At 58.5% G+C, this 25,544-nt stretch carries 23 protein-coding genes; 9 read left to right on the top strand and 14 right to left on the bottom strand.

Annotated features, from left to right (window positions below; genetic code table 11):
* Positions 1 to 6: 6 nt before the first annotated feature.
* Positions 7 to 492, bottom strand: coding sequence for a cupin domain-containing protein (locus tag ACID345_RS06020; protein WP_011521975.1), 486 nt, complete (start codon positions 490 to 492; stop codon positions 7 to 9).
* Positions 493 to 634: 142 nt separating this feature from the next.
* Between ACID345_RS06020 and ACID345_RS06015 the strand changes: the two genes are divergently transcribed.
* A complete protein-coding gene (locus tag ACID345_RS06015) occupies positions 635 to 2,407 on the top strand; it encodes a winged helix-turn-helix domain-containing protein (RefSeq protein WP_148210036.1) in 1,773 nt (590 codons plus the stop codon).
* Between the two features lie 24 nt (positions 2,408 to 2,431).
* Positions 2,432 to 2,830 (top strand): VOC family protein, encoded by a 399-nt coding sequence (locus tag ACID345_RS06010; protein ID WP_041855487.1) that lies wholly within the window; start codon positions 2,432 to 2,434, stop codon positions 2,828 to 2,830.
* Between the two features lie 3 nt (positions 2,831 to 2,833).
* Here the strand turns inward: ACID345_RS06010 and ACID345_RS06005 are convergent, their stop codons facing one another.
* Positions 2,834 to 3,589, bottom strand: coding sequence for a hypothetical protein (locus tag ACID345_RS06005; protein WP_011521972.1), 756 nt, complete (start codon positions 3,587 to 3,589; stop codon positions 2,834 to 2,836).
* Between the two features lie 207 nt (positions 3,590 to 3,796).
* On the opposite strand from ACID345_RS06005, the gene ACID345_RS06000 reads away from it, so the two are divergent.
* On the top strand, positions 3,797 to 6,067 hold the full coding sequence (locus ACID345_RS06000) for a hypothetical protein (RefSeq protein ID WP_011521971.1): 2,271 nt from the start codon (positions 3,797 to 3,799) through the stop codon (positions 6,065 to 6,067).
* Between the two features lie 6 nt (positions 6,068 to 6,073).
* On the opposite strand, the gene ACID345_RS05995 is transcribed toward ACID345_RS06000, so the two are convergent.
* The 10 genes from ACID345_RS05995 to trpC form a co-directional block, all read right to left on the bottom strand.
* On the bottom strand, positions 6,074 to 7,051 hold the full coding sequence (locus ACID345_RS05995) for a YncE family protein (protein WP_011521970.1): 978 nt from the start codon (positions 7,049 to 7,051) through the stop codon (positions 6,074 to 6,076).
* A gap of 109 nt (positions 7,052 to 7,160) precedes the next feature.
* Entirely contained in the window at positions 7,161 to 7,850 is a 690-nt protein-coding gene (locus ACID345_RS05990; RefSeq protein WP_011521969.1) for a CoA transferase subunit B, read from the bottom strand.
* Positions 7,851 to 8,558 (bottom strand): CoA transferase subunit A, encoded by a 708-nt coding sequence (locus tag ACID345_RS05985; protein ID WP_011521968.1) that lies wholly within the window; start codon positions 8,556 to 8,558, stop codon positions 7,851 to 7,853.
* A 117-nt stretch (positions 8,559 to 8,675) separates the two neighbouring features.
* On the bottom strand, positions 8,676 to 9,536 hold the full coding sequence (locus tag ACID345_RS05980) for a prephenate dehydrogenase (protein ID WP_011521967.1): 861 nt from the start codon (positions 9,534 to 9,536) through the stop codon (positions 8,676 to 8,678).
* A 3-nt stretch (positions 9,537 to 9,539) separates the two neighbouring features.
* On the bottom strand, positions 9,540 to 9,800 hold the full coding sequence (pheA, locus tag ACID345_RS05975) for a chorismate mutase (RefSeq protein ID WP_011521966.1): 261 nt from the start codon (positions 9,798 to 9,800) through the stop codon (positions 9,540 to 9,542).
* 7 nt (positions 9,801 to 9,807) lie between these two features.
* On the bottom strand, positions 9,808 to 10,593 hold the full coding sequence (gene trpA / locus ACID345_RS05970; RefSeq protein ID WP_011521965.1) for a tryptophan synthase subunit alpha: 786 nt from the start codon (positions 10,591 to 10,593) through the stop codon (positions 9,808 to 9,810).
* Between the two features lie 2 nt (positions 10,594 to 10,595).
* Positions 10,596 to 11,135 carry a hypothetical protein gene (locus ACID345_RS05965; RefSeq protein WP_011521964.1) on the bottom strand — a complete coding sequence of 180 codons (540 nt, stop codon included), beginning with the start codon at positions 11,133 to 11,135 and terminating at the stop codon, positions 10,596 to 10,598.
* An 18-nt stretch (positions 11,136 to 11,153) separates the two neighbouring features.
* Positions 11,154 to 12,380, bottom strand: coding sequence for a tryptophan synthase subunit beta (gene trpB, locus ACID345_RS05960; RefSeq protein ID WP_011521963.1), 1,227 nt, complete (start codon positions 12,378 to 12,380; stop codon positions 11,154 to 11,156).
* Complete coding sequence (locus ACID345_RS05955; RefSeq protein ID WP_011521962.1) at positions 12,381 to 13,046, bottom strand: phosphoribosylanthranilate isomerase; 666 nt, start codon at positions 13,044 to 13,046, stop codon at positions 12,381 to 12,383.
* Entirely contained in the window at positions 13,046 to 13,828 is a 783-nt protein-coding gene (trpC, locus tag ACID345_RS05950; RefSeq protein ID WP_011521961.1) for an indole-3-glycerol phosphate synthase TrpC, read from the bottom strand. Before trpC ends, ACID345_RS05955 begins: the two co-directional genes overlap by 1 nt.
* Before the next feature lie 125 nt (positions 13,829 to 13,953).
* Between trpC and ACID345_RS05945 the strand changes: the two genes are divergently transcribed.
* The 5 genes from ACID345_RS05945 (at position 13,954) to ACID345_RS05925 (ending at position 21,292) form a co-directional block, all read left to right on the top strand.
* Positions 13,954 to 14,418 carry a hypothetical protein gene (locus ACID345_RS05945; protein ID WP_011521960.1) on the top strand — a complete coding sequence of 155 codons (465 nt, stop codon included), beginning with the start codon at positions 13,954 to 13,956 and terminating at the stop codon, positions 14,416 to 14,418.
* 165 nt (positions 14,419 to 14,583) lie between these two features.
* Complete coding sequence (locus ACID345_RS25170; RefSeq protein WP_011521959.1) at positions 14,584 to 15,435, top strand: lytic transglycosylase domain-containing protein; 852 nt, start codon at positions 14,584 to 14,586, stop codon at positions 15,433 to 15,435.
* 49 nt (positions 15,436 to 15,484) lie between these two features.
* Entirely contained in the window at positions 15,485 to 17,680 is a 2,196-nt protein-coding gene (locus tag ACID345_RS05935) for an N-acetylmuramoyl-L-alanine amidase (protein WP_011521958.1), read from the top strand.
* A gap of 49 nt (positions 17,681 to 17,729) precedes the next feature.
* Entirely contained in the window at positions 17,730 to 18,794 is a 1,065-nt protein-coding gene (locus tag ACID345_RS05930) for a DUF6599 family protein (protein ID WP_011521957.1), read from the top strand.
* 419 nt (positions 18,795 to 19,213) lie between these two features.
* The gene (locus ACID345_RS05925; protein WP_041856341.1) at positions 19,214 to 21,292 is read left to right on the top strand and encodes a S9 family peptidase; all 2,079 of its coding nucleotides are present in this window, start codon (positions 19,214 to 19,216) and stop codon (positions 21,290 to 21,292) included.
* Between the two features lie 47 nt (positions 21,293 to 21,339).
* Here the strand turns inward: ACID345_RS05925 and ACID345_RS05920 are convergent, their stop codons facing one another.
* On the bottom strand, positions 21,340 to 21,993 hold the full coding sequence (locus tag ACID345_RS05920; RefSeq protein WP_011521955.1) for a hypothetical protein: 654 nt from the start codon (positions 21,991 to 21,993) through the stop codon (positions 21,340 to 21,342).
* Positions 21,994 to 22,104: 111 nt separating this feature from the next.
* Between ACID345_RS05920 and ACID345_RS05915 the strand changes: the two genes are divergently transcribed.
* On the top strand, positions 22,105 to 23,289 hold the full coding sequence (locus tag ACID345_RS05915) for an MFS transporter (RefSeq protein WP_148210035.1): 1,185 nt from the start codon (positions 22,105 to 22,107) through the stop codon (positions 23,287 to 23,289).
* Positions 23,290 to 23,291: 2 nt separating this feature from the next.
* Here ACID345_RS05915 and ACID345_RS05910 read toward each other — a convergent pair whose 3' ends face one another.
* The gene (locus ACID345_RS05910) at positions 23,292 to 25,343 is read right to left on the bottom strand and encodes an Ig-like domain-containing protein (RefSeq protein ID WP_011521953.1); all 2,052 of its coding nucleotides are present in this window, start codon (positions 25,341 to 25,343) and stop codon (positions 23,292 to 23,294) included.
* Between the last annotated feature and the right edge of the window lie 201 nt (positions 25,344 to 25,544).

The following is a 25,544-nucleotide window of genomic DNA, read 5'->3' as shown; positions in this document are numbered from 1 at the left end:
TGCGATTTACTTGCGCCGTGACGGATCGTCAGATGGATTAACGTAGTTGAACTTCACCGGCGATTGTCCGTGCACCTGTACCACGACTTCGCCAACGGCCATGGCGTAGTGGTGCATATCAGGATCGAGGTAGGCGAAGCTGCCCGCCGGAAACGCTGCCATCTTGTCGGCGTCAAAGGTATCCCCCATTCCGACTTTGAACGTGCCGGAGATCACGGTGACGTTCTCGCGCAGTGGATGCCAATGCGGATTGATGCGGTATCCATTCGGCATCTTGAGGCGAATGGTGTAGTCGCCCGTACTGGCCATCGGATCGCCCTCGAGCACGGCGATCTGCGCACCCGGTTCAACCACTGGGGGTGCAGGAGCCCACTGGATCGTGTCGGGAGTGTGGGCGGTGTTTTCGTGTCCATGCGCGCCGACAATGCGCGCCTGCGTTGCGCCGAACAAGAGAACGCAGATCGTAAGGGAGAGGAACCGGGACGGTTTCATATGGATTGCCTCCAGGAGATTGATGTGACGAAGGCCATGATGCCCGGAACTCCCCATGATTCCAATGGCTACAGTATGGCCGTTGGGTATCTTTTTTGTATCGCCGCAAGCCGCTGAATACACGATAATTGCTGCCCAAACCATGAGCACTGCGAAGCGATCTGCGGCTGAATTCGAACTCGACTTGGGGCGTTATGAGCTACGACGCTCGGGCAGTCGGGTGAAGCTCGAGAAAAAGCCGATGGAACTGCTCATGTTCCTAGTGAGCCGGCGCGAGCAGATGGTGACGCGGGAAGAAATCATTCGCAAGATCTGGCGAACCGACCTCTTTATCGACGCCGAAAGAAATCTGAACAACATCGTGCGAAAAATCCGCACGGCCCTCGGAGACGATCCCGACCGTCCCCGCTTTTTGGAAACTGTGGTTGGCGTTGGCTACCGCTTTATTGGGCCCATGCGCGTGGTGGAGGCACAGTTCCCGCGCGCAGAGACGCTGGACATTCCGATTGATGAGACCTCACGTTCGATCGCCGTGTTGCCTCTTGTCATGGCTGGGAAGGCGAACGACGACGAAGGCGTGGGCATTGGCTTCGCCGATGCACTGGCTGCGCAGCTAGGGAAGTTGCAAGGCGTCGTGGTGTTGCCGAGTTCGGCGACGATACATTTCTCGGCCGCAGTATCGCCGAAGGAAGTTGCTGCCAAACTGGCGACGCGGTTCGTTGTACACGGTGCGATTCGTTTGCAGAAGGGGGAGTGGCGGCTCTCTGTCGAGATGCTGGACGCGCACTCCGGAAGGGTGTGTTTCTCGAAGAGCTTTGATACAAGTTTGGACCGCTTCGCGCAGGTGGAAGGCGAGGTCGCCCGGGAAGTCGCGAGAGCGTTGAAGTTACCGCTCAACGCGCCGCAGCAGCGTCCACGGCATAGCCGCAATCCCTTGGCGTATGCGGAGTTCATGCGTGGCTACAAGCTCAGTGGATCCGGAGACCCCGCGGAGGTGGCACGTGCCAGCCAGCATCTTGGGACTGCGGTGGCTCGCGACCCCAATTTCGCACTCGCGCACGCCACGCTATCTTTTGTGTTTGCGGTGCAGCACTTCGAGTCAGACCCGACCAGTGCGCTATTGGAGAAAGCTGAGTTCCACGGTAGCCGCGCACTCGAACTCGACCCCGAACTGCCCGAAGCGCTGGTGGCGCGTGCGTTCCTGGTGTGGGGACCGTCCAAAAATTTTCAGCACCTGGAGGCGATCACAGATCTGAAGCGGGCGCTGTCGCTACAAAAAAACTTGCCACACGCCTACAACCGACTAGGAACGATTCTCGCGCACGTTGGGTTACTTGATCACGCGCTGGAAATGTTTGAGCGCGGGAGGCCGTTCCATCCAAAGCGGGCGGTCAGTCCAAGCGTGGTGCAAGTGTACGGCTGGAAAGGCGAATTCGAACGAGCAGCGGAAGTCATCGCAGCGTGGCGCGAGGAGAGTCCCAACAATAAGTACGCGCTGCACTGGGCTCCGTTCCCCGCCATGATGACCGGCGACTGGGACGCGGCGTCGCAATGCATGGAGGAATCGCTCGCGGCAGCGCCGCACGATCCGCTGATGATCAGTATGCAGGGGCTTCTGCACGCCAGGATGGGGAAGGCCGAAGCAGCGATGGATTGCGTGATGAAGGCATGTTCTTACCCTCAATCATTTGGGCACGCACATCACAGCTACTACCAGATTGCCTGTATCCACGCGCTGGTCGGTCGTCCGGAGACGGCCTTTGCATGGCTGGAGCGAACCGTGAATACGGGTTTTGCCTGCTGGCCGTTTTTCCTCAAAGATCCTTGTCTGGAGAACCTGCGTGCGATGCCGGAGTTTGGGCTGCTGGTGAGTTCACTGCAGGCGAAATACCCGGACCATTTGGGTCTGCTTTAACCAAGAGTGCGGATGAATATGCCAATGGAACGTCAGGCTGCACGACTAATACGCACCACTGTTGTCCTGCTCGTCGGGAACATGGGGCAGACGCTCGGTTGGTACCGCGAACTCGGGTTCGAGTCGAAGTACTATCCGCCGGGCTTCGCTATCGTGTGGCGCGACGGCATCAAGCTTTTCTTACAGCACGAGCCGGGTTACAAGAAGCCTGACGATCCGGCAGCACGCGAGCGCGGCGCTTGGGACGTTTACATCGAGACCGACGAGGTGGAAGCGCTCTTCCGCGAGCTTTCGACGAACCCGCAAATCCGCATCACGCGCGAACTTTGTCCTCAGGAATATGGGCAGACTGAGTTCGATGTGGAAGACGTGAACGGCTACATGCTTGTGTTCGCAGGGGCGACGGCGAAGCCCTCTGCGTAGTGCTTACTTGTAAGTCACGCTCATCTTGTCCACGTACACGTGGTAGTCCGTCGCAGTGCCATTCAGATCGAGTTGGAACGCGTTCGAGAGATAGTGGCCGGTGTTCCAGACCCGCGCGGGGTGATGGATGTTGACCACGTGGCGCACACCATCGAGGGTGATCGCATCGTGAATCACCTGTTTGTTAGCGGTGTGGTACTCGGCGATGACGTGATGCCACTTGCCGCCGGCCAGCCCGGCAAAGCTGACGCCGGCACTCTCCCACTGCTTCTGCGTGAAATTGAAGGTGCGCCAAGTCTTGCTTTTATAGTCCATTTGCCAGGCGAAGTTGTAAAGATAGCCTCCAACTTTTTGCTGGCATTCGAATTCAATCGCCTGAGGAATTTTTTCGAAGACCGCCGGAACCCAGAGATAGAACTCATATTTCAGGTACGAGACTGGCGCGGTCGGTGAACCGGTGTAGTGCTTAACGAACCAGTAGGCATTCTTGAATGCGTACGTTCCGCCGATGCTGAATTGCGTGGCGCTGCCGTCGAGGTTGGGGCTGGTAATGCCGCGCTCCATGCTGTAAGTAGCGACGGCGCCAGTGCCACCTGAATTGCCACAACTGCCGCAGGTGTCCCAGTCGGTAGATTCCTCGAGCCGCGTCAGACTCTTCGATCCGGAAGGTGGCGCGGGAACCTGGGCGATGAGCGCAGGCGTGATGAGGAAGAGAAAAAAAGCTGCAAAAAAATAAAAACGAAAAGAAAAACGAAGCACGGGTCCTCAGGTATGAATGCGGAATTAGCGGTGCACCGCGCGAGTCATTGCGCGTTCAATGAGGATCGCACCTTCGTGGCGGATTGAGTATCCCTCAGCGGAGCTAGGGTGAGACGCTGAGATTCTTTGGAACTAACCCGATAGAGTCACGAAACATGAGGGTTGACGGAATCGAGCAATGCAGGTCTATTGCTCACAGGAGAGTAGATGCGCGTCAGTTGGATTGCTACGGTGTGGATTGTCCTTGCTGCCGCACTGCACGCGCAGACGCTCGCGAGCCAGGGTTCCGCCGATTTAAATGTGCAATTGAGATCGGCGACGGGTTCGAACCGTTTCCAGGTAGGCGAGGTCATCCCGCTCGAAATGCTGTTCTCCAGCACCAGTAAGGGACGCTACCTGGCGCCATGCCTTCCGTTCCGTGAGTCTAATTTTGGATTCCCGATGTGCCGGTTCACCAACGTGTGGTCGTTCGCGGTTACGCCGATGGACGGCGCCGTAGACCTGACGAAGATCGGATTTGGAGTGCGGACTGGTGGCGGATCGACGTTCGAAGTACCCAACCCGGACCTGACGACCGAACCCGCGAAGTATAACTACACACTGAACAAGCGCTACCGGTTCGATCGGCCTGGCTCGTACACCGTCCGATTCACGATGACCGTGGGGCTCGATGATCCCGTGAATCAAGCCACCGGGGGACTGCGCGAATTGAACTCCCCTCAACGGGGCGTGACCGTCAGCCGCGACATGGAGTTGCAAATCGTAGCGGCCGACCCGGAATGGCAAAAACGTGTGGAATCGGAAGGGGCGGACGCGCATGCGAAGCCGATTCCGCTGGTGACTGATCCACCGACCGCAGAGCGACTGAGCTACGAGAGTAAAACCGAGGCTTTGTGCGTTCTCGGCACGCCAGAAGCAGCGCGCATTTTGGCACGAGCATTTCTCCACGGAGTATTCGAAGCGCAGCGTTGTCTGGAAGTGACGCCGAGCGGCAAGGCGGCCGCGGAAGAACTCAAACGTCAGCTCATTGCCTCCGACACCCGCGTGAACTCCGTGGAACTGAACTTCGTGGCGCAATATTTGAATCAGCAATACGGCGATCCCAATAAGCAGAACGGATGGATTGACTCTACTAACGAAGTGCTCGACTCGCTGATTGCTGCCCTGCCCCAGAAAGAGGAGACAGCCAGGCTCGCTTCCCTACTAACAGTGGTTCAGAATCCGCCGCGCGCGCAGGACGGCGGCGGCACTCGACCACTACCGTTGCCGGCGTCGGTGATTGCGCTCGTTGCCGAGAATTTCGATCTGATTCCCTACGAGCGCCAGCAATGGTTGATGCGCGGCGGATGGCCGCAGGTGCGCTCGCCCTTAATGCTGCCCGTCGTCCGCAAGAAAGCCGAGGCGCCCGATGAACTGGCACTTGTGCGTTGGCTGGAGTTGGATCCCTCTGCGGCAACGCCGTTCATTCGTGCCGAAATCGGGCGCCCCATGCCGCGCTTCTCTGCCTACGGATTACGCCTGCCGGATGCCACGCTGCCCGACCTCGAAGAGCAAATGGCGAAGAACTTTGTCGCGCTATCGGGAGAATTCGCGCTGGCGTACGAGGCGTCGCTGCTGCACCGCTATGCAACGGCCAAAGTGCTGCCGACTGTACTGCCGTTTGTGGACGGGAAACTGCCCGATTGGTCCTGCCAAGTAAAGGTGCCAATCTCGGCGTACTTGCTGAAGGTTGCGCCACGCGAGGCGGAGGCGCGCATCCGGCGGGGGATGCCGCAGATTCGTGATGGCCGATGCAATGAATATCTGAGCGCTATCGGACGCCTGCAAGCCAGCCAGGTGCTGGAGAAACTGGCGTTGGAGCAGATCCACGCACGAACCATCATGACCCGCGATTCCGCCGACTATCTGCGGCGATACGGAACTCTCCCGTCGAAGCAAAACCTGTGGAACGAACTGGTGCACTGGCGCAAAACGATGGAAGCCGACCACGAGGGGCCCAGCAGCGAGCACTACGGCGACTTTCATGAGCTCATCATGAGCTACGCGGGCGCAGTAGGGTGGACGCTCACGTCCGATGACGCCACGCGATTGTCGGCATTGTTGGGCGAAGACGCTTCCAACGGCGTTGCGTGCACGTTTAGTTGCGGGGCGACTCTGGCGACGCCACCCGGCCCGCAGAGGTATTACATCTATGGGCGACCGATACGGGACTGGACGATGCCGCCGATGCAATTCCTCAATTCCCCAGAACGCCTGACCTACTCGGTGAACCAGTACGGCTGCGAAGGCCTGAAGGCGCTGAAGCAAAAATTGGTGCAGTTCCCGACGGGATCAACTTTCACCTTCGCGTACGAATTCACCGCCGAATATCGCGACGAGATTTTGGAAATCAGCCAGTTCCTGATAAGCCACGGTTATAAGGTGGACAACAATTGGCACTGGGACTTTCTCGATCCGCTGGTGCTCTCGACACACTGACAAGTGTCACCGCGCTGGAGTCGCCCAAGCCATGCCGTCCGGACCTTTGCCGACAGGGATGTGCCCTGTAATCGACAACGACTTCAGATCGACAATCGCGATGTTGCCATCGCCGCTCGACGCGACGTAAGCGCGTGCACCATCCGGCGGAATGAGAATTCCTGCGGCGCCTTTACCGACGTTGAGGCGTTTCACTTCCTTGTGCGTCGCCGCGTCGAGCACGACGACATCGCCAGAGCCCAAATCGGAGACGAGGACGAGTTTGCCGTCGACCGTGAACTTGAGGCGGTTCGAGCGCTTCACATGGATGTCGAAATTGGCTGCGACCTTCTTTGAAGTGACATCCACGATCGAAACTGTACCGTCGCCCGAGTTGGCGGCCCAGAGCTGTGTGCCGTCCGGTGAGACATCGAAGCCTTCGGGACCTTTACCGACGGGAACGACTGTTTGCGTCCAGCCAGAGACGTCGGCCTTCGCGTCGCGCTCGATGATGCTAATGGAATCGGAGTTGACGTTGGAAGTGAAGATGCGGTCGCCATGCACCACGATCATGTGGGTACGGTTGTTACCGATGCCGAGCGTCCAGTCCACCTGCTTAGTATCAGGGTTGTAGCGACCGATGGCCTTGCTGCCTTCGGCCGTGAAGTAAACCTTTCCTTCACTTAGGCTGAGGCCATGCGGCGCAAGCAGCGATCCGAGATCAAGAGTGCCTATCGTCTTACGCTGCGTTACATCGACAATCGTCAATGTGTGATGCGGCTTGTCGAACGCGCCGTAGTTGGTGATGTAAGCAAAATGGCCGTCGGCAGAGGCGACGATTTCATGCGGATCTTCGCCGGCGGGCGTGCGCGCGAGCACCTTCTGCGTGGCGGGATCGACGATGGCGAGCGTACGGTCGGATTTCTCGAGGACGAGGAGATTTTGAGCGAAGCCGAACCCGCTGAATACGATGCCGAGTGCCAAGGAGACAACTGCGATTCTCATGCTGGCAAACTCCAAGAACCCGAGAAGTCCATCCGTAGAACCTATTCGATGCGTGACCACCCGAACAGGATCAGTCCGCCGAAGATCATAATCGCTCCCGGAGCTTTCATTAAAACTCCATAGTTCTCAATTTCTCGCTCACAATCAGTTTCGGTCCGGTCGCCTTTTGCACGTCGTCCGCCGTGAGTCCTGGCGCAACTTCTTCGAGTACGAGACCTTTATCGGTCACTCGGATGTAGGCCATCTCGGTAACGATGGTGTTCACAACCTTCAGTCCGGTAATCGGCAGGGTGCACTTCGTCAAAATCTTGGGCGAACCTTCTCGGGTCGTGTGTTCCATGGCGACGACCACGCGGCGTGCACTGGCAACGAGATCCATGGCGCCACCCATGCCCTTCACCATTTTGCCGGGGATCATCCAATTCGCGAGGTTGCCCTCTTCGTCCACTTCCATCGCGCCGAGCACGCTGAGATCGATATGCCCGCCGCGAATCATCGCAAAGGAATCGGCACTGGAGAAATATGACGTTCCCGGAAGCTCCGTGACTGTCTCTTTACCGGCGTTAATGAGGTCAGGATCTTCGTCGCCGGGATACGGATACGGCCCAACACCAAGCATGCCGTTCTCGGATTGCAATACGACTTGCACACCCGCCGGCACGTGGTTCGCGACCAGCGTCGGCATACCGATGCCGAGGTTCACGTAGTAGCCGTCGCGGAGTTCGCGCGCCACGCGGCGGATGATGCGCTCACGCTTTTCGTGGTCCTTCTGCTTATTGATGTTCGGAGCCGTGGACATTCAGTTTCCCTCGGGCTTTTTGCGCAACGTGCGGCGCTCAATGCGTTTTTCCTGGCCGGCGCTCTGGAAGATACGCTTCACGTAGACGCCAGGGGTATGCACGAGATCGGGCTCGAGTTCGCCGGGCTCGACCAGGTACTCAACTTCGGCGACGGTGATCTTGGCGGCTGTGGCCATCATTGGGTTGAAGTTACGCGCCGTTTTGCGATAGACGAGATTGCCCCACTTGTCGCCCTTCCATGCTTTGATGAGCGCGAAGTCGGCGGTGAGCGCTCTTTCCATCACGTACATGCGGCCATTAAAGTCGCGGGTCTCTTTGCCCTCGGCGACGATCGTTCCGTAGCCGGTCGGCGTGTAGAACGCGGGGATGCCTGCACCGCCGGCGCGAATGCGTTCGCTAAACGTGCCTTGCGGAATGAGTTCGAGATCAATACGACCGGAGATGACCATATCTTCAAGTAACTTGTTCTCGCCGACGTAGCTGCCTTTGTGGCTGGTGATCTGGTTGTTGTAAAGCAGGATGCCGAGGCCGAACTCGTCTACGCCCACGTTGTTGCTGATGGTGTGGAGGTTCTTGACGCCTTTCTTCGCGAGCGCGGCAATCAGGTTTTCCGGAATGCCGCACAAGCCGAAGCCGCCGACCATGAGAGTTGCGCCATCGGGAATGTCGCGGACGGCCTCTTCCGCGTTTGCCACTACCTTGTTCATATGTTGAGCCCCACGGAACAGAGGATTGTACTAAAAGCGAAAGGCTTTCAACACGAAGGCCACCGAGGACACGAAGGGGTTCACAATTAATTTCCTATCCTTGGTGCCGTTCGTCTTTTAAGACTTTAGGTTTTTCCGGAAGCGATTCGCTGCGTCGAACTCTTCGCGAAGCGCGGGACCGCGAAGATTTTCGCGCAAGTGCGAGAGTTGCTGTTCATACTTCAGGAGTGCGTCGCGAAGGTTGTTGCTATTGGTCGCGACGATATCGCGCCACATCGGGTAGCCGCTGGCGGCAAGGCGGGTCATGTCATTCAGACCGCGGCCGCAGATCTGGCGAATCGCCGGATCGTCGCCGAATTCAGCCTCGAGCGCAGAAGCCAAAGCCGTCGAGACCATCTGCGGGAGATGGCTGCTCCACGCGATGAGACGATCGTGGCGTACAGCATCGAAAAAGACCGGGATGGCCCCGAGTTTCTCGACAAGGGATATCCATTCGGCGGCGTGACTTGCCTGCTCCGGTTGTCCGTTGATCAGCGTGAATACCCAGGGAGCGCCGCGAAACAAATCGGCGTTCGCGTGTTCCAGTCCACAGTGCTCCGCGCCCGCCATCGGATGCGACGGCAAGAACCGCGCTCCGGCGGCACTGCCGAAAACTTGCTGCGCGCGCTCCGCAATCTCGTGCTTGGTGCTGCCTACGTCGGTCAAAAGGGTACTGGCTGGAACCACCGGCCCAAGACGTTCGATCAGATCGATAATTGCGCCCACCGGCGTAGCCAACACTACAACATTGCTTCCTTGCGCCGCGGTCACGGGATCGATATTGCCGCTGTCGATCACGCCGCGTTCGGTGGCGGTAGCAATCACTTCCGCGCGATCGCAGCCGACCAATTCACCGTCGAACCCAGCTTTGCGCAGCGCCAGCGCGAGTGAGCCTCCGATGAGGCCGAGACCCGCGATGGTGATGCGCTGAATGGTCATGAATCAGGGACGGGTCTGGAGATCTCGCATGATCGCGATGATCTGCGTGTAGATGAGCGTAATGTCTTCGTTGGTAAGTGGGCCGTGGTTGGCTTCCTGCAACTTAGCGAAGATGGCGCGTTCGCGATCGCCTTCGTAGATCGGCGCTTGGTTTCCGCGCTTGAGTACGCCGATCGCGTGTGCCGCGCGCGCTCGTTCGTTCAGCAGTTCCAGCATCTGCAAATCTATGGCATCGATTTTCTTGCGCCAGTCCGCTATTTCCATCCGTGGTTCAGCCCTTCCTTGCCGCCGCTGGTTTCATTGAGGAAGTAAGTCCGCGTAGGAAGGCCTTCACCGCTTCGGGCTCGCTGCCCGGGTTATCGAAAACACGCTGCATGATCGCGCTGCCGATTACGGCGGCGTCGGCGAAGCGACCCACTTCCGCAAACTGCTCGGCGTTTGAAACCCCAAAGCCGACGGCGATCGGCAACTTCGTAAATTGCCGCAACCGTTTCACGAGGTCGCGAGCATCGCTTGCGACTTCCTGGCGCGTGCCGGTCACACCGGTTCGAGAAACCGCATAAACAAAACCTCGGCTGTGCTCTGCGATGAGCTTCAACCGAGCGTCGGGACTTGTCGGCGCAACAAGAAAAATCGGGTCGAGATTGTGCTTCGACATCGCCGCCAGGTACGGTCCTGCTTCTTCGACTGGCAGATCGGTCACAAGAACGCCATCTACGCCGGCATTCGCAGCATCGGCGCAGAATTTTTCGAGGCCATAACGCAGCAAGGGGTTCATGTACGAGAAAACGATCAATCCCGCGTCGGTGTGCCGGCGTACTTCTCGTGCAACGTGAAGCACATCTTTCACACTAGTGCCGCCATGCAGCGCGCGTTCGCTTGCCGCCTGGATCACCGGCCCATCCGCGACTGGATCGCTGAATGGGACTCCGAGTTCGATCACATCCGCGCCGGCCTCGACCGCCGCAAGAATGATCCTGATCGCGGTATCCACATCGGGATCACCGCACGTGATGTACGCGACCAGCCCTGGACGCTTGTGAAATTGGATTGCCATCGTTATTGGTTCGAGTACCGCAGGACCCAGTCGTCCATTTTGTTCTTCAGGATCTCATCCTGCATGCCGAGGTAGGTCTTGCCGTCGGCGTCTTTTCCCGCCCACACCCGAGTATGGGGCGAGATGAACGTGGAGCCTTCGTTGCTCATCATCATGCCCTGGTCGCCCTCGGCGTGCGGCAAGTATTCCTTTAGGTTCTGCACGTAAAACTGCGTCTTCATCAACCGGTCGTTATAAAACCACAACACGAGATCGCCGGTGTAGCCGCCGTCCTTGAAGTTCGGTACCTTGATCACCACTAACCGGAACGGTGGCCGACGATCGCTCACCAGCGGGCGGCGGTCTTCCACAATCTCCCAGTTCGTGTAGCCAAGTGTCTGCTTCGTTTTATCGAAGCTCCAGTAGCTCATCGCCGGCTTGAAGAGCGGCGTCGGTTCGGGCTTTTGCGGCTCCGGTTCGTCCGGATTCACAGGCTTCTTGCTGCATGCGAGCGAGAGCGATAACAACACGACAGCCACGGCAATGACGATGGTCTTTCTCATGGCGCAATTAGTGTGATTCTAAAACCGAAGTTGCTCTCGGAGAATACCGATGTCTTTATCGCCTCGTCCCGAGATATTGACGATGACGACGTCACTCTTACGCATCTGCGGCGCGCGGCGAACACACTCCGCCACCGCGTGCGACGACTCCAGTGCCGGAATAATGCCTTCCGTCTTAGCAAGCATACTGCACGCTGCAAGCGCTTCTGCGTCACTGGCGGCTACATACTCGGCGCGTCCCGCTTCGGCAAGAGCGGCGTGCTCCGGACCAATCGCCGGGTAATCCAATCCCGCCGACACCGAATGCGTGCCAGCAATCTGGCCGTGTTCATCCTGAAGGACGTAAGAATACGTGCCCTGAAGCACGCCTGGTGCTCCACCGCGGAAGCGTGCGGCATGTTCGCCCAGCGCTTTGCCGCGACCGCCAGCCTCCACGCCGATGAGCTGGACCTTTTTGTCGCCGATGAACTCGTAGAACGCGCCAATCGCGTTGGATCCTCCGCCCACACAAGCGATGATCGCGGTCGGCAGCTTGCCCTCGGCCTTCATGATCTGCGCCTTGGCCTCGCGGCTAATCACGCGATGGAAGTCGCGGACCATCATCGGATACGGATGTGCGCCCAGCACACTGCCCAGCAGGTAATGCGTGGTGCGGACGTTTGTAACCCAATCGCGCATGGCTTCGTTGATGGCGTCCTTTAGTGTGCGCGAACCGGAGTTGACGGAGACGACTTCTGCCCCGAGCAACTTCATCCGGAAGACGTTCAGTTCCTGCCGTCGGACGTCCTCGCTGCCCATGTAAACCACGCACTCCATGCCGAAAAGTGCGGCAACCGTCGCGCTGGCGACTCCATGCTGTCCAGCGCCCGTCTCGGCGATAATGCGGTGCTTGCCCATGCGGCGCGCGAGCAGCCCCTGACCGATACAGTTGTTGATCTTGTGGGCGCCTGTGTGGAGAAGGTCTTCGCGCTTCAGGTAAATCTTCGCCCCGCCCAGTTTCTGCGTAAGATTCTTGGCCAAAAACAGGGGCGTCGGACGTCCCGCGTACTCACGCAGCAGCGACTCGATTTCTTCCTTGAACTTCTTGTCGCGCTTGGCTGCTTCGTAGGCAGCCTCAAGCTCCTGGAGTGCGGCCATCAGAGTCTCGGGGACAAAGCGTCCGCCATACGAGCCGAAGTAGCCGACCTGCGACTCAACTTTCTTTGGTACCGACTTACGAACTTTCGCGATTGGTTTGGTTGCCATCTATCGTCTCTGCACGGCCTCGTGCACCGCCTCGAAAAATGCGCGCAGTTTCGCCGGATCCTTCTTGCCCGGTTCGCTCTCCACGCCACTTACCACGTCGAGCCCGTACGGCTCAAACAAGCTGATTGCCCTGGTCACGTTCTGTGCATTCAGACCACCGGCGATGATGATCTTCGTCCGACGCGAAAGCACCCGCACCAGCGGCGCTGCTTCGTTCCAGTCGAAGGTCCGCCCTGTCCCGCCACGCTGAATGGGGGTACCGGAATCGAGCACCATACCGGCCAGCATCTTCGACGACTCGGCATCCCAGGCAAAGCTGTTGTCAATCGTGCTCATATGCACGGCCTTATAAACCTTCAGCGGCGTCTTCTCTCGCAACGCGAGCGCCAGCAGATTGCGCACCGACCCCGGATCTTCTTCGCCGTGCAACTGCACACCGGAGATACCAGCCCGACGCGCCGTATCAAGAATGACTGACGGTGCCTGGTTGATGAAGACTCCAATTGTCTCCACCTTTGGATCTACCTGCGCCGTAATCTTGCTGGCCTCGAACGGCGAGACTCGTCGCGGGCTGGGCGCAAAGATGAATCCCAATGCATTCGCGCCGAGTTCTACGGCCAACTTCGCATCATCGAGATTCGTTGTACCGCAGACCTTGATCCACATCAGCCGATCAACTCCCTCAGCGTGGCGCTGGGAGAATCCGCTCGCATCAGCGATTCGCCGATCAGGAACGCGCTGTAAGCCGCATCTCGAAGGCGATCGATATCCTCACGGCTATGAATACCACTCTCCGCAACGCGCAGGGCATTCGGCGGAAACTCCTCGGCAAAGCGCAGTGAGTTCTCGATATCCACGCGAAATGTCTTCAGGTTCCGGTTATTCACGCCAATTAGGTCGAAACCCAGGTCAGCGGCACGTTTCAGCTCATCGCGATCGTGGACTTCGCAAAGAACATCGAGACCGTAACGCTTGGCCTCGTCGCGAAGATTGCGCAAATCCAAGTCGGTGAGCGCCGCGACAATCAGCAGGATCGCATCCGCCCCATAGGCGCGAGCCTCTACGATCTGCGCCGGATCCAGGATGAAGTCCTTGCGCAGGCATGGAATCCTCACCGTCTGCGACGCGCGTTCCAGATTCTCCAGCGATCCTTGGAAGTGCGGAACGTCGGTAAGCACTGAAAGCGCCGCAGCACCCGCTTCTTCTAGCTCTTTTGCTAGAGCTATCACGTCGAAGTTCGCCCGAATCAGCCCCTTCGACGGCGACGCCTTCTTCAACTCCGCGATCACGGCGACGCCGGCCTGGGCACGCTCCCACAGTGCCGTGCGAAATCCGCGCGGTGTATGCTCCGCGGCTCGCTTTTCGAACTCTTTGGTCCGCGCAGCCGACTTCCGGGCCGCGAGATCACGCCGGGTGTCGTCCAGGATCGCCTGTAGGGTCGAGGACATGGGGTATCAACAGTATAAATGCCGTGCCATCGTGGATTTGCGATGGCGCCGAACATCCTTTCGAACTTGACCCTCTCGCCCCAATGGACTAGCGTTTCGTGCAAATCCATCCAAGGCGGGAACTGATGAACCGACCGACCGGCGTGACTGTGCTTGCAATCCTTCTCTTCATTGGAACCGCGTTCTGCGCGTTGATCGCGGTTGCCTGTTTCGTGGGTGGTGCGTTCATCGGCTCGTTTATAGGAGCGGCAGCAAAGCAGTCCGGCGCTGGAGCGGCGGGAGCGGGAATCGGCGCTGCGATCGGCGCCGTGGTGGGCGTGGTCTTCATCTTCATCGGAGCCTTGAATGCGGTATGCGGATTCGGCCTCTGGGGCTTGAAGGAATGGGGACGGATGTTGACCATTATTCTCACCGGCATCGGCCTCGTGTTTGCGGTGCTCGGGCTCTTCGTCTCGATGCTCCACTTCAACTTGATTACGATGTTCCTGACGCTGGTGCGCATGGGAATCGCGGTGCTGGTGATCTGGTACCTCATGCAACCGCATGTAAAGGCGGCGTTTGCCCCACCCCAGGCGTACGCGGCTCGATAACATTCGATCCGCGAACACTCAGGAGGTCATGGACTAAGGTAGGGAAATCCCCGATTGAACCTTGCCCGGAGCGGCTTTATAATCCAGCCACTCTAAAGGATTCCATAAGGATTCCATGTTGTCGCCCGTTCGCGGAATGGCCTAGGGTTTTTACGCGACCACTTTATGACTTTGCTTAGACATCTCGGCTTGGCAGGCATGGGCTTCGTTTTGGCCTGCGCTCCGGCGTTTGCCGGCAGCATCTCTACCGTGGATGTGGACGGTCGTAAGGTCTTCGTCAACGACGACGACCTTCCCAAGTTCAAGTCCGCCGACGGCACTCCGACACACTCCGCCAAGACGCTTATCTTCTGGAGTGGGACAGAACACCGCTGGAAGCCTGTACCGCACCAGAATCCAGCCGCGATCGAAGCTGCCCGCAGTGCTGCAGCCGACGTAAAGAACTTCGTTGCTTCGCAACCGACGCAGAAAGAAGATCCCGTTAAGGGCGTGGTCGACACGGCGGATAAAGACCCGAACTTCGGCAAGATTGCGAAGGGCTATGCCGTGACCACCGCGGAGGTGGAGCAAGCCATCGCCGATGCGGCGGCCAATCACGGCGTCGATCCCAACCTCGTGAAGGCGATCATCAAGGTCGAATCGAACTTCAACCCGCACGCCGTTTCCAACAAGGGCGCCATGGGCCTGATGCAACTCATGCCGGGCACCGCCCGCAAGTTGAACGTCAGCAACCCGTTCGACGTTCACCAGAATGTGGACGCAGGCGTGAAGCACTTCCGCCAGTTGCTGGAAGATTTCAAAGGCGATGTGAAGCTCTCGCTCGCTGCCTATAACGCGGGTGAAAAAGCAGTTACCGATCACGGTGGCATTCCGCCCTACCAGGAAACCCAGAACTACGTGAAGACGATCACGCGCCTCTACAACGGCGGCATGAATATCCAGTTCGCTCCCACGCGCGCACCGATCAAGGTGTACCGTGACCAGCAAGGTGTCCTGACCTTCAATAACGTTGACTAACCGCCCACACCGCTCCAAGCTAAGAGCAGGAGAAATTTAGCAGTCACCGATGGGGTTCAGGGTTCGTACGTTCCGAGGCAGACAGTGGGCGGCGCTGCTCTTATTGCTGACCACCGCAACCTTCGTCGCCTTCTCCGCACCTTCCACTTCCCGCAAGAAAGAACTCGCGCTTTCCGCCTACGAAGACGCCGAAAAGATGCGCGAGGCCCTCAACGGCCAGCCCGAAAAAGATCGCACCAAGGCCGCCTATCAGAAGGTGATTGAAGCTTACAAAAAGGTGTACTTCACCACCCCAGCTTCGTCGAAGGCCGATGCCAGCATTCTTGCCGTCGCCGAAGTGATGGCGGAAGAAGGCCGCCACTTTCAGGACCAGAAGCCGCTGAAGGACGCGATCGCCCAGTACGAGTTCCTGCGTAAGGAATACCCCGGCAGCAAATACCGCATGGACGCTCTGTTCACCATCGGGCAGATCCAGAAGGAAGACCTGAAAGATCCCGCCGCGGCGAAGGCGACCTTCGAGGAATTTCTTCAGCGCTATCCAAAATCGCAGCTCGTTGACCAGGCGCACAAGGCGCTGGCTGATCTGAGCGCACCGCCGCCGCTGACGCCAACCGAAGTTCAGGCGGCCGCCGTGGCCGAGAAGAAACACGCTGCAATGCCGACGGTGAACGGCATCCGCTACTGGTCCACGCCCGATTACACCCGCGTCGCAATTGACCTCGATGACGAGGTGAAGTACGAGGCCGGGCGGATTCCGCATCCCGACCGCATCTTCTTCGACCTGCATAACGCCAAGCTCGCCTCGACTCTCGTCGGCAAGAGCTTTGAGGTGGGCGACGGATTCCTCCGAACAGTGCGAGTCGCTCCGTATCAGAAAGATGTCGTACGCATCGTGCTCGACGTCGAGGATGTCGCCGATTACTCGGCATTCCTCCTGCCGAACCCGTACCGGCTAATCATCGATATTCACGGCAAGAAGCCGGCAACCGCGGTCGCCACCAATAAGCCGGAGAAAAAGGCGGAAGAACCGAGGGCTGAAAAGAAGACGGAACTCGCAGAAGCGAAACCAGCGCCCAAACCTGAGACTCCGAAGGAAACTCCGAAGCCGGCGAAGAAGGAAACAGCAAAGGCGGAGCCTCCCTCAAACGAGACCAAACGGCCGGAAGTCGCGCAGAAGGCTGACAGCACCCCGCCCACGTCACCGCAAGCAGACGCCGCTGGCGTCAAGAAGTCCCAGGAGCAAATGCGCACCGAGGCGGCAGACTACGAGCGCAAGTACAAAGCAGCCAAGGAAGAGGGCAATCCGCTTCCCAAGCCCGATGCTGACCTGGCCGCCACCAAATCAGGCGTAAAGGCCACGACGGCACCGACGAGCAAGCCGACGTATCAAGCGGTCGAACCGAAGGCCCCAAAAACCGAGACTGCATCCACTTCCAAGGGCAAAAAATCGAAAGCCTCCGAGGTCGCTGAAATTCATGAGGCCGCCCCAACCGCCGCCGGTGACCGCTCACTGATCCGCGCGCTTGGCCTGAAGATCAATCGCATTGTGGTCGATGCCGGACACGGCGGCCACGACACCGGCACCGTGGGCCCAAGCGGCTACTCCGAGAAAGAGCTCGTCCTCGACGTGGCACTTCGCCTAGGCAAGTTGCTCGAAAGCCGCCTCGGTTCGGAAGTCATCTATACCCGCGACGACGATACGTTCATCCCGCTCGAGACCCGAACCGCGATCGCTAACCAGCACGAGGCCGACTTATTCGTCTCTGTTCACGCCAACAGCAGCCGCGACAAGAGCGCCCGTGGCGTTGAGACCTATTACCTGAACTTCACCTCTGATCCGGCAGCGCTCGATGTCGCCGCTCGCGAAAACGCAGTGTCGGAGAAGTCGATTCACGAACTTCAGGACCTAGTGAAGAAGATCACCCTGAAAGAAAAGATCGACGAATCGCGCGAACTTGCCAGCGACATCGAAGGTTCGCTCGCCACCGGTCTTTCGAACAAGAGCGCCCCAATGCGCAACCGCGGCGTGAAGAAAGCGCCTTTCATCGTGCTGATCGGCGCCAATATGCCGAGTATCCTTGCTGAGATATCGTTCCTCAGCAATCCCGCCGACGAAAAGAAGCTGAAGACGCCTGAGTACCGCCAGAAGATCGCCGAATCGCTATACAAGGGCGTCTCGAAGTACGTCAGTAGCCTGAGTAGCGTGAAGGTGGCGCAGCAAACGCAAAAGGCGCCAGGCGATTAAGACGATTCCGGAAACTTCCCTGCAATCCGTGTAGTCTAATAAACAGTCCATGAACCGCCTTTTTACGTTCGTCGCCGTACTTTGCTTCGCCCTTGGGGCCTTTGCTGCCGATCCCCCGGCTCCCGCGCCTTTGCTGCCGCAAAGTTTTGCCGGATGGGACAAGACGCAGACTCTGAAGCATGGCAATGATCCCGCTCAAGCTGATGCGGCCATGCCCGCCGTGCTGAAGGAATACGGTTTCCACGACTTCGAAGAAGCGCAGTACACCCGCGGCGGACGCAAGATCACGATCAAGGCCGCGCGCTTCGACAACGTCACCGGCTCCTATGGCGCATTCACGTTCTATCGCCAACCGGAGATGATCCAGGAGAAGATCGGCGATGACGCCGCTTCGGCCAACACGCGCATTCTGTTCTACCGCAGCAACGTTCTCGTGGATGCCAACCTCGACCAGGTGACCGCGATGTCGGCTGCCGACCTGCGCGCCCTGGCCCAGGAATTGCCGAAGGCGGCTGGCAATGACGCCACCGCACCGATACTTCCCGGGTACTTGCCCCATGAGAAGTCCGTCCAAGGCACACTCAAGTACGTCCTCGGACCGAATGCCCTGACCGCACTGCACGCGCCGGTGAGCACCGATCAAATCAACTTCGAGAAATACGGCACTGCCGCGGAAGCAGCCTTCGCCGACTACGCCGATCATGGCGATCGCTCCACAATGGTGGTCGTGTCCTATCCAACACCACAAATTGCCACGGAGCGTTTACAGAATTTTGAGAACACGATGAGTACCGCGCCGGGCTTCGTCGCAAAACGCAGCGGCGACAAAGTCGTGATCATGACCGGCAACCTGTCGAGCGGCGATGAGAAGGCTCTTGTCGGCAGTGTGAACTTCGACGCGACCGTGAGCTGGACCGAAGCGACCAAACTTCGCGCGCGTGACAATATCGGCAACCTCGTCGTCGCGATGTTTACGCTAGCCGGAATTCTCATGCTCGTCGGCCTTATCTTTGGGGTGTTTTTCGGCGGAATCCGGGTCCTCTTCCAGCGAATTCTCCCCGGACGCTTCCATAAAGAGGATGAGGACACGATCATCAGTCTCGACCTCCGGTAAGTGTCTGGAATTGGATTACTTACGAGTTTGATTCCTCCCGTCTTGACATTTTTTGTCACTTTTACTTCCCTGAGGACAAAAACGTAAGTTATTGAAAAACAAGACATTTAAGTTTGAAAAATGGCTTGACACCCCCCTACCCACCTCATAGTATTTGTCCAGAAAGTTTCTACGGTCTAGCCTCCGTTGGAACTATTCTCCCTTGAAGGAAAGGCCGCCTGAGTTGCCGGGCGGCCTTTTCCTTTGTGCAAGTTTTTCCTCAAGACAAAACCCTCAACAGGAAGGACACCAAGGGCAACAAGGGTTTTGCTTGGGGCGATGACCTGCCGATCACAGGAACTCTTCGAATCTATTCCAGATTTCAGAATCTCTTCGTGGTCTCCTTGGTGAAAGATTTCGCTCTGTTATCCTCCTCAACCATGCGCAACAGGATTCTTCTCTCGGCTCTTCTGATCGCATCCACCTTCGCATTTCCTCAATTCACCATCGAGCAGGTTCTTAGTTCTCCATTCCCGAGTGAACTCGTCGCTGCCAAAGATGCTTCGCGCGTCGCTTGGGTCTTCGACAATCGGGGCGAGCGCAACGTCTGGATCGCCGACGCTCCCGACTTCAAAGCGCGCCAACTCACCCATTACCACGGCGACGACGGCCAACCGATCGCTGCGCTCACCATCAGCAACGACGGCAAGACGATTCTTTACGCTCGCGGAACCGAAGTAAATGGCGGCGGCTCTTCCGCAAATCCTCAGAGTCTGACCGCAGGCGCAAAGCAGCAGGTCTTCGCTATTGATGTAGCGAAGGGAGAGCCGCGCACACTTGGCGACATGGGCTGTGGCGAAGAAGGTTGCGAGGACATCCAAATCTCTCCTGACGGCAAGTGGGCCGCATGGGCGAACAAGACCGGCATCCTTCTGGCACCCATCGACGGCAAACAGCAGGCCAAGAAGCTCAATGAGCTTCGCGGCGAACTCTCCGAACCACGGTGGTCGCCGGACGGAAAGCGGCTCGCGTTCGTCGTCAATCGCACCGACCATAGTTTTATCGGGCTGCAGGAAATCGGCGGAACCGAAGTCCGCTATCTAGCTCCAAGCACCAATCGTGACGATCTTCCGCGATGGTCCGCGGACGGCAAGCAGATCGCCTTCGTTCGTCAGCCCGGAGTGCAGGCGAAATTGCCGTTGATCCCGGTACGTCCGCACCCCTGGTCGATCTGGGTCGCCGACGCCAGCACCGCACAGGGCAAAGAGGTCTGGCACAGCGGCGATCAACCTCGAGACTCATTCCCGATGTTCATCGGTACGTCGTTTTATTTCGCGGGTGATCGCATTGTCTTCGTCTCCACGCGCGACAACCGCAATCACCTCTACTCGGTTCCGGCCGCCGGGGGTGAAGCGACGCAACTCACGCAAGGCAATTTCGAAGTCGAAGACGTGACCCTTAGCAAAGACCAAAAGTGGATCACCTACTCGTCGAATGAGTACACGAGTGATTCCAAGGACGAAGACCGGCGTCATCTCTGGCGCGTCCCGGCAACTGGCGGTCAGCGCCAGCAACTCAGCAGCGGTGAGACGATCGAATGGTCGCCCACGCTTGTCGGCGACAAAGTCATCTGTCTCGGATCAAGTGCGACTTCGCCCGCCATGCCCTACGAAGTAACCGGCAGCAGCCGCAGGCTGATTGCCGCCGACATGCTGAAAGATTTCCCCTCGAACCAGTTGGTAACACCCCAGCAAGTCATCTTCGATAGTGACGGCCTGAAGATCCACGGCCAACTATTCGTCCCCAAGGATGGCAAATCAACCCATCCCGCGCTGATCTTCACCCACGGCGGACCGGTCCGACAGATGATGCTCGGCTTCCACTACATGGACTACTACCACAACGCCTACGCCATGAATCAATACCTGGCGAGCAAGGGCTATGTGGTGCTGTCCGTGAATTACCGCCTCGGCATCATGTACGGATACGACTTCCTCAACCCACCCAACACAGTTTGGCGCGGTGCGGCCGAGTACAACGACGTTGTCGCTGGAGCGAAGTACCTGCAGTCCCTGTCTAACGTCGACAAATCGAAGATCGGCCTCTGGGGCGGATCGTACGGAGGATTCCTCACGGCCATGGGCCTAGCCCGCAACTCCGACATCTTCTCTGCCGGCGTGGACTTCCATGGCGTACACGACTGGTCGGCCTTCATTGGTGAGTGGGAGAACAATGCGACGGCTGCGCCCGATGCGAAGGAAGCCCAGAAACTGGCCTTCGATTCATCGCCTGAGGCATCGATCAGCACGTGGAAGTCTCCAGTGCTGTTGATTCACGGCGACGACGACCGTAACGTACCGTTCTCGCAAACGACCACCCTCGCGGAGAAACTGAAGAACCAGGGCGTGGAGTTTGAAGAGCTGATCTTCCCTGATGAGATCCACGGGTTCCTGATGTTCAAATCGTGGATCAAGGCCTACTCGGTGGAGGAGCAGTATTTCGACAAGAAACTTAAGTAAGAAGATGTGGGTGTCCCACCCTTGTGGCTTCAGCCACAGGGTGGGACCTACGCCGCACGCACCAATCTGTGCCGATCAATCCAATAAGCCCACGGCACAAACATCCACATCGCCAGTCCTCCCCAACCCAACTGCTTCTGGTCCGGCACCGTCTGGCCGAACGTCGACACCAAATACATCACCAGCAGGAACCACAAGAACGCCCATAGCGCCCAGCTGCCGATCTTGTCCTTGGCCCGCGTGGTGGTGAGATACACATAAGATCCCATGCAGAAGATCAGCAGCTCTACCGCAAGGGTTCCGCCGATGGAGTTCCACAAGCCGAGCCCAACTTTCGGTCCACCAGGATACAGCGGCAGGTCAGGACGATGGGTGAGCCAATCGAGAATCCAGTGGCTAACTACCAAGGCGCCGAGCACCCACGACTCGCGCCCGAACCGCTTCACCGCGAAGTAAACTCCGCCGAAGACAACGGCCCATCCGAGCACGCAAGCCAGGCTGTGCGTCCACGGATAGCTGACGAAATCGAATGGCGTGAACTTCGTGATTCCCGGCGCCGGCCGCACCTGTTCCAAATTTAGCAGCAGGAAAATCGGCCAGAGCAGGTCGAGCCACTGCGCGGCCATCACCAGCGTGCCGAGGCTTGCGCGCGGTGCAGCTTTCTTCCCGGCAAGCGCTACCGCAAAGTGTCCAACGAACATTCTCTCTCCAGAATTCGAGCGTGATGTTTGCACATCATCGCACGCGCGCTGCATCATGGAAAACAGGACCCAGTGAATTCGTCGGCCCCGAACCCGGACAGAAGTACCAGCATGAGCCTGATCGCGGTCATGCTCGCGGGCGCGTGCACATTTCTCAACGTCTATTGCACCCAGCCTCTGCTGCCATTTCTTCGACGCTTATTTCACGCATCGGAACTCCAGGTCAGTCTTACGGTGAGCGCGACCACGTTCGGTGTCGCCATCGCGGCGCCCATCGTCGGCTTAATGGCAGAGCGCATTGGACGCAAGAAGGTCATTGTTCCCGCGCTGTTCTGGCTTACCGTTCCAACTCTGCTCGCTGCAACCTCCACTGGCATCTGGTCGATGGTGCTGTGGCGCTTCCTGCAAGGCATCTGCGTCCCGGGAATTATTGCGGTGATGATCGCCTACATCGGCGAAGAATTCAGCGGCATCAATGTAGGCAGCGTGATGGCTTCCTATGTGACCGGCACCGTGTTCGGCGGTTTTCTTGGCCGTTTCATCGCCGGACTGGTCGCCACCCACTGGCATTGGCGCGCCGCTTTTGTCGTCATCGGCGTCATCAACCTGTGCGGAGCGATCGCCGTTCGACAATGGCTGCCCAAAGCCAGGAACTTCAAAAAAGCCGAAGACATTAACGCAACGCTCAATGACATGCGGATGCACCTGCGCAATCCGCGGCTGCTGGCCACGGTCGCCATGGGATTCGGCGTACTCTTCTCGCTGGTCGGCGCATTCACTTACGTGAACTTCTACTTGGCAGCGCCGCCATTCCACCTCAGCAGTGCCGCTCTGGGCACGATCTTCTGCGTCTACCTGCTCGGTCTCATCATTACGCCGCTCTCCGGACGCTTCCTGGACCGCAGCGGCTTCCGCAATACCGCGATTGTGGCCACGGCGTTCGCGCTCACAGGACTTGCCTGCACGCTCTCGCAGCACCTCAGCATAGTGATCGTGGGCCTGGCGCTGTTCTCCTCCGGCATCTTCATCTACCAGGCCGCCGCCACGGTACAGACCGGCATCAACGCCGGCCGCGCCCGCTCTTCTGCCGCCGGACTCTACGTCACTCTCTACTACATTGGTGGCAGCGTGGGCGCGACAGCGCTCGGTTGGGTGTGGCTCTGGCGCGGCTGGCACGCCTGCGTTGCCGCGATCGCCGTGGCCTCGTTGCTCACGCTCGTCTGTGCGTTCCTCAGCAGCTCGCCGACGGAGCGCATCCCTGCGCGCGTCGTCACCGAGTCTGCCGAGGTCAGCTAACGCTACAGGAGCCCGTAGATATCGAGCTCATTGCTGGTTGAGACGAAGACTTGGCCGTCTGCCACCACCGGCGGCGTGAACTTGATCGCCGGACCAGCCGTATCTCGCGATCCCGCCTGCGTGCTGTTGTACAGCTCTTTCGAGACATCGGTTGCGTCGTACGCATGCAGGATGCCCGCGCCTCCGCTGGAATAGTCGGTGTACTCGACTTCCCAGAGGATCCCATCGCTGTTGCCGTTTGACGAGACGATCGGTGTCGCGCCATGCGACCCGAACACCGTGCTTCCCTTCGACGTCGCCGCAGTGGTCAGCATCCCCGTGCTACTTGACCAGCCGTACGCCCGAATGACATCGCTGGCGGAGTGCACATACAGGCTGCCGTTCCAGTACACCGGCGTGCAGTGCAGGTTGTTGTATTGCTGCGTTCCGGTCTGCACCACTTGCAACACATCATCCGTGGATTGGTACTCGCCCATCCGATCGCGATTCAGCACGAAGATGCGTCCATCCTTACCGCCTCCGATGACCTCGTGTGGCGTACCGGACGAGTTGTCGGGCATCAGCACCAGGCCACCGCTGCCGAGATCGGCATCGTTCTTGATCAAGGTGTCGGTGTTGCTCGGCATGAAGTAGTCGTCAATCGTCAAAGTGCGCGACATCTTCAAGAACGCATTGTTGTAGCCCGGCTGCGAGTCGCCAAAGTTTGTACCGGTCATCCAGTAAATATCGCCGCCAGCATCGACCGCGCCAGCACCGCCGCTCATCCAGAACGTCCCGCCCGAACCATCCGGGGTGCTGTTGAAGATCGCCGTCTGCTGCAGCGAAGTTTCGTCGTAGGCGATGAGCCACCCGTGGGCGCAATGAGCAAAGGCGAGGTAAACATTGCCGTTCGCCAGGACCAGCCCCGAACGCTGATAACAACCGCCTTCGAGCGTAATGCCGCCGCCCTTGCTATCGCCGCCGGAGCCGCTCACCGACCCCGTCACTGTTACGGGCGACCCAGCCTTCTCCGCGCCGGTGGTCACGTCGAGCGCATGCAACACGAACTTCGATCCGTCGCGCGCAACAACGTACATGGTGTTGGTCGCCGCATCGATTACTGGCGTCGAAGTGATTCCCAGCAATGGTTTGATGCCGAGCGGATCGCTTACCGTCTCCGGCTTGCCGATACTCACCTTCCATAACGGAGATGTCTGTCGCCCATCCGCATCGAAGGCATAGACCGAGTCGTTCTCCGTCGCGACGAACACAACGTTGTGCGTAGCGCCCGCGATCTTGAGGCTCGCCATGTACAGCGGCTGCGCATAAATTTGACCATCCACCGCATAAGTGAAACGCTTACCGAAGCCGCTCTTGGTAACGTTCGCAGGAGTGAGAGTGGTCTCGGTTGCGATCGCGCCGTCCCGCGTATTGTCGTAGTGATAAGTGAGGACGTTCGTCGAAGCCGCAGCGCTCACCGCAACATGCGCCTTTGCGCTCAACCCGTCGAGACTGGCGGTGATGTCCGTAGCACCCGCAGCCGCGCCTGTCACCAGTCCTTCCCCGACTCCTGCAGTGGTCGAACTTGCCGACGTCCACGTGAGTTGCAATGTGATGTCCGAAGAACTGCCATCGTCAAAGCTGCCTGTTGCCTTCAACTGCTGCTTTTCGCCAACCCGTAGATAGAAGCTGGCCGGTGAAATCGAAATCGACTGCAGCGCCGGGCCCTTGGGTGTAACCGTCACCGTCACGGTTTGGGTAGCGCTCTTGCTTCCGTGCACCGCGGTAGCTGTGTAAGTGGTAGTTTTCGTGGGAGTGACCTTTACCGAACCCGTCACCGGCTCGGTGCCGATTCCGTTATCGATCGATACCGAGTCGGCGTTGGAAGCCTTCCATGTCAACGTGGTAGAGGTCCCGTCCGCAACCGACGTTGCAGCCGCGGAAAATGTCAGCGACGGCGCGGCCTCGGGTGGCGGCGGGGTTGTGCTGCCGGAGTTTCCTCCGCAGCTGGCAAGCAAAATGGTTAACGAGGTGGCAAGAGAGAGGAAGGAGACGAAGCGACACGAAGTGTTCATGGCCCAGACCCGAACCGCGGGATTTGCCGATTAAGAACGAGCAGCTCTGTCCAGGGTTGTTCCTGCTAAGGCGGGCTTTTCATCGAAAGGGGCGAGTCGTCGCAAAAACCACGCTGGACGCTACTTTCCGGGGATACTTCGCTTCGCGATTATTCCAATCTGGCAACAATGATTTACATTTATCCGGATCGCAATCCTAGT

It is taken from the genome of Candidatus Koribacter versatilis Ellin345 (assembly GCF_000014005.1).
Classification (GTDB): domain Bacteria; phylum Acidobacteriota; class Terriglobia; order Terriglobales; family Acidobacteriaceae; genus Korobacter; species Korobacter versatilis_A.
This window is presented reverse-complemented; position numbering and strand designations above follow the sequence as displayed.

Bases quoted from the DNA above. Each gene is read 5' to 3' on its own strand.
- ACID345_RS05945 (WP_011521960.1), top strand. From the start codon at position 13,954: ATGAACCGACCGACCGGCGTGACTGTGCTTGCAATCCTTCTCTTCATT.
- ACID345_RS06000 (WP_011521971.1), top strand. From the start codon at position 3,797: ATGCGCGTCAGTTGGATTGCTACGGTGTGGATTGTCCTTGCTGCCGCA.
- trpB (WP_011521963.1), bottom strand. From the start codon at position 12,380: ATGGCAACCAAACCAATCGCGAAAGTTCGTAAGTCGGTACCAAAGAAA.
- ACID345_RS05995 (WP_011521970.1), bottom strand. From the start codon at position 7,051: ATGAGAATCGCAGTTGTCTCCTTGGCACTCGGCATCGTATTCAGCGGG.
- ACID345_RS05985 (WP_011521968.1), bottom strand. From the start codon at position 8,558: ATGAACAAGGTAGTGGCAAACGCGGAAGAGGCCGTCCGCGACATTCCC.
- trpC (WP_011521961.1), bottom strand. From the start codon at position 13,828: ATGTCCTCGACCCTACAGGCGATCCTGGACGACACCCGGCGTGATCTC.
- ACID345_RS05965 (WP_011521964.1), bottom strand. From the start codon at position 11,135: ATGAGAAAGACCATCGTCATTGCCGTGGCTGTCGTGTTGTTATCGCTC.
- ACID345_RS05930 (WP_011521957.1), top strand. From the start codon at position 17,730: ATGAACCGCCTTTTTACGTTCGTCGCCGTACTTTGCTTCGCCCTTGGG.
- ACID345_RS25170 (WP_011521959.1), top strand. From the start codon at position 14,584: ATGACTTTGCTTAGACATCTCGGCTTGGCAGGCATGGGCTTCGTTTTG.
- ACID345_RS05955 (WP_011521962.1), bottom strand. From the start codon at position 13,046: ATGTGGATCAAGGTCTGCGGTACAACGAATCTCGATGATGCGAAGTTG.
- ACID345_RS05915 (WP_148210035.1), top strand. From the start codon at position 22,105: ATGAGCCTGATCGCGGTCATGCTCGCGGGCGCGTGCACATTTCTCAAC.
- ACID345_RS05910 (WP_011521953.1), bottom strand. From the start codon at position 25,343: ATGAACACTTCGTGTCGCTTCGTCTCCTTCCTCTCTCTTGCCACCTCG.
- ACID345_RS06020 (WP_011521975.1), bottom strand. From the start codon at position 492: ATGAAACCGTCCCGGTTCCTCTCCCTTACGATCTGCGTTCTCTTGTTC.
- ACID345_RS06015 (WP_148210036.1), top strand. From the start codon at position 635: ATGAGCACTGCGAAGCGATCTGCGGCTGAATTCGAACTCGACTTGGGG.
- ACID345_RS05935 (WP_011521958.1), top strand. From the start codon at position 15,485: ATGGGGTTCAGGGTTCGTACGTTCCGAGGCAGACAGTGGGCGGCGCTG.
- pheA (WP_011521966.1), bottom strand. From the start codon at position 9,800: ATGGAAATAGCGGACTGGCGCAAGAAAATCGATGCCATAGATTTGCAG.
- ACID345_RS05920 (WP_011521955.1), bottom strand. From the start codon at position 21,993: ATGTTCGTTGGACACTTTGCGGTAGCGCTTGCCGGGAAGAAAGCTGCA.
- trpA (WP_011521965.1), bottom strand. From the start codon at position 10,593: ATGGCAATCCAATTTCACAAGCGTCCAGGGCTGGTCGCGTACATCACG.
- ACID345_RS05925 (WP_041856341.1), top strand. From the start codon at position 19,214: ATGCGCAACAGGATTCTTCTCTCGGCTCTTCTGATCGCATCCACCTTC.
- ACID345_RS05990 (WP_011521969.1), bottom strand. From the start codon at position 7,850: ATGTCCACGGCTCCGAACATCAATAAGCAGAAGGACCACGAAAAGCGT.
- ACID345_RS06010 (WP_041855487.1), top strand. From the start codon at position 2,432: ATGGAACGTCAGGCTGCACGACTAATACGCACCACTGTTGTCCTGCTC.
- ACID345_RS05980 (WP_011521967.1), bottom strand. From the start codon at position 9,536: ATGACCATTCAGCGCATCACCATCGCGGGTCTCGGCCTCATCGGAGGC.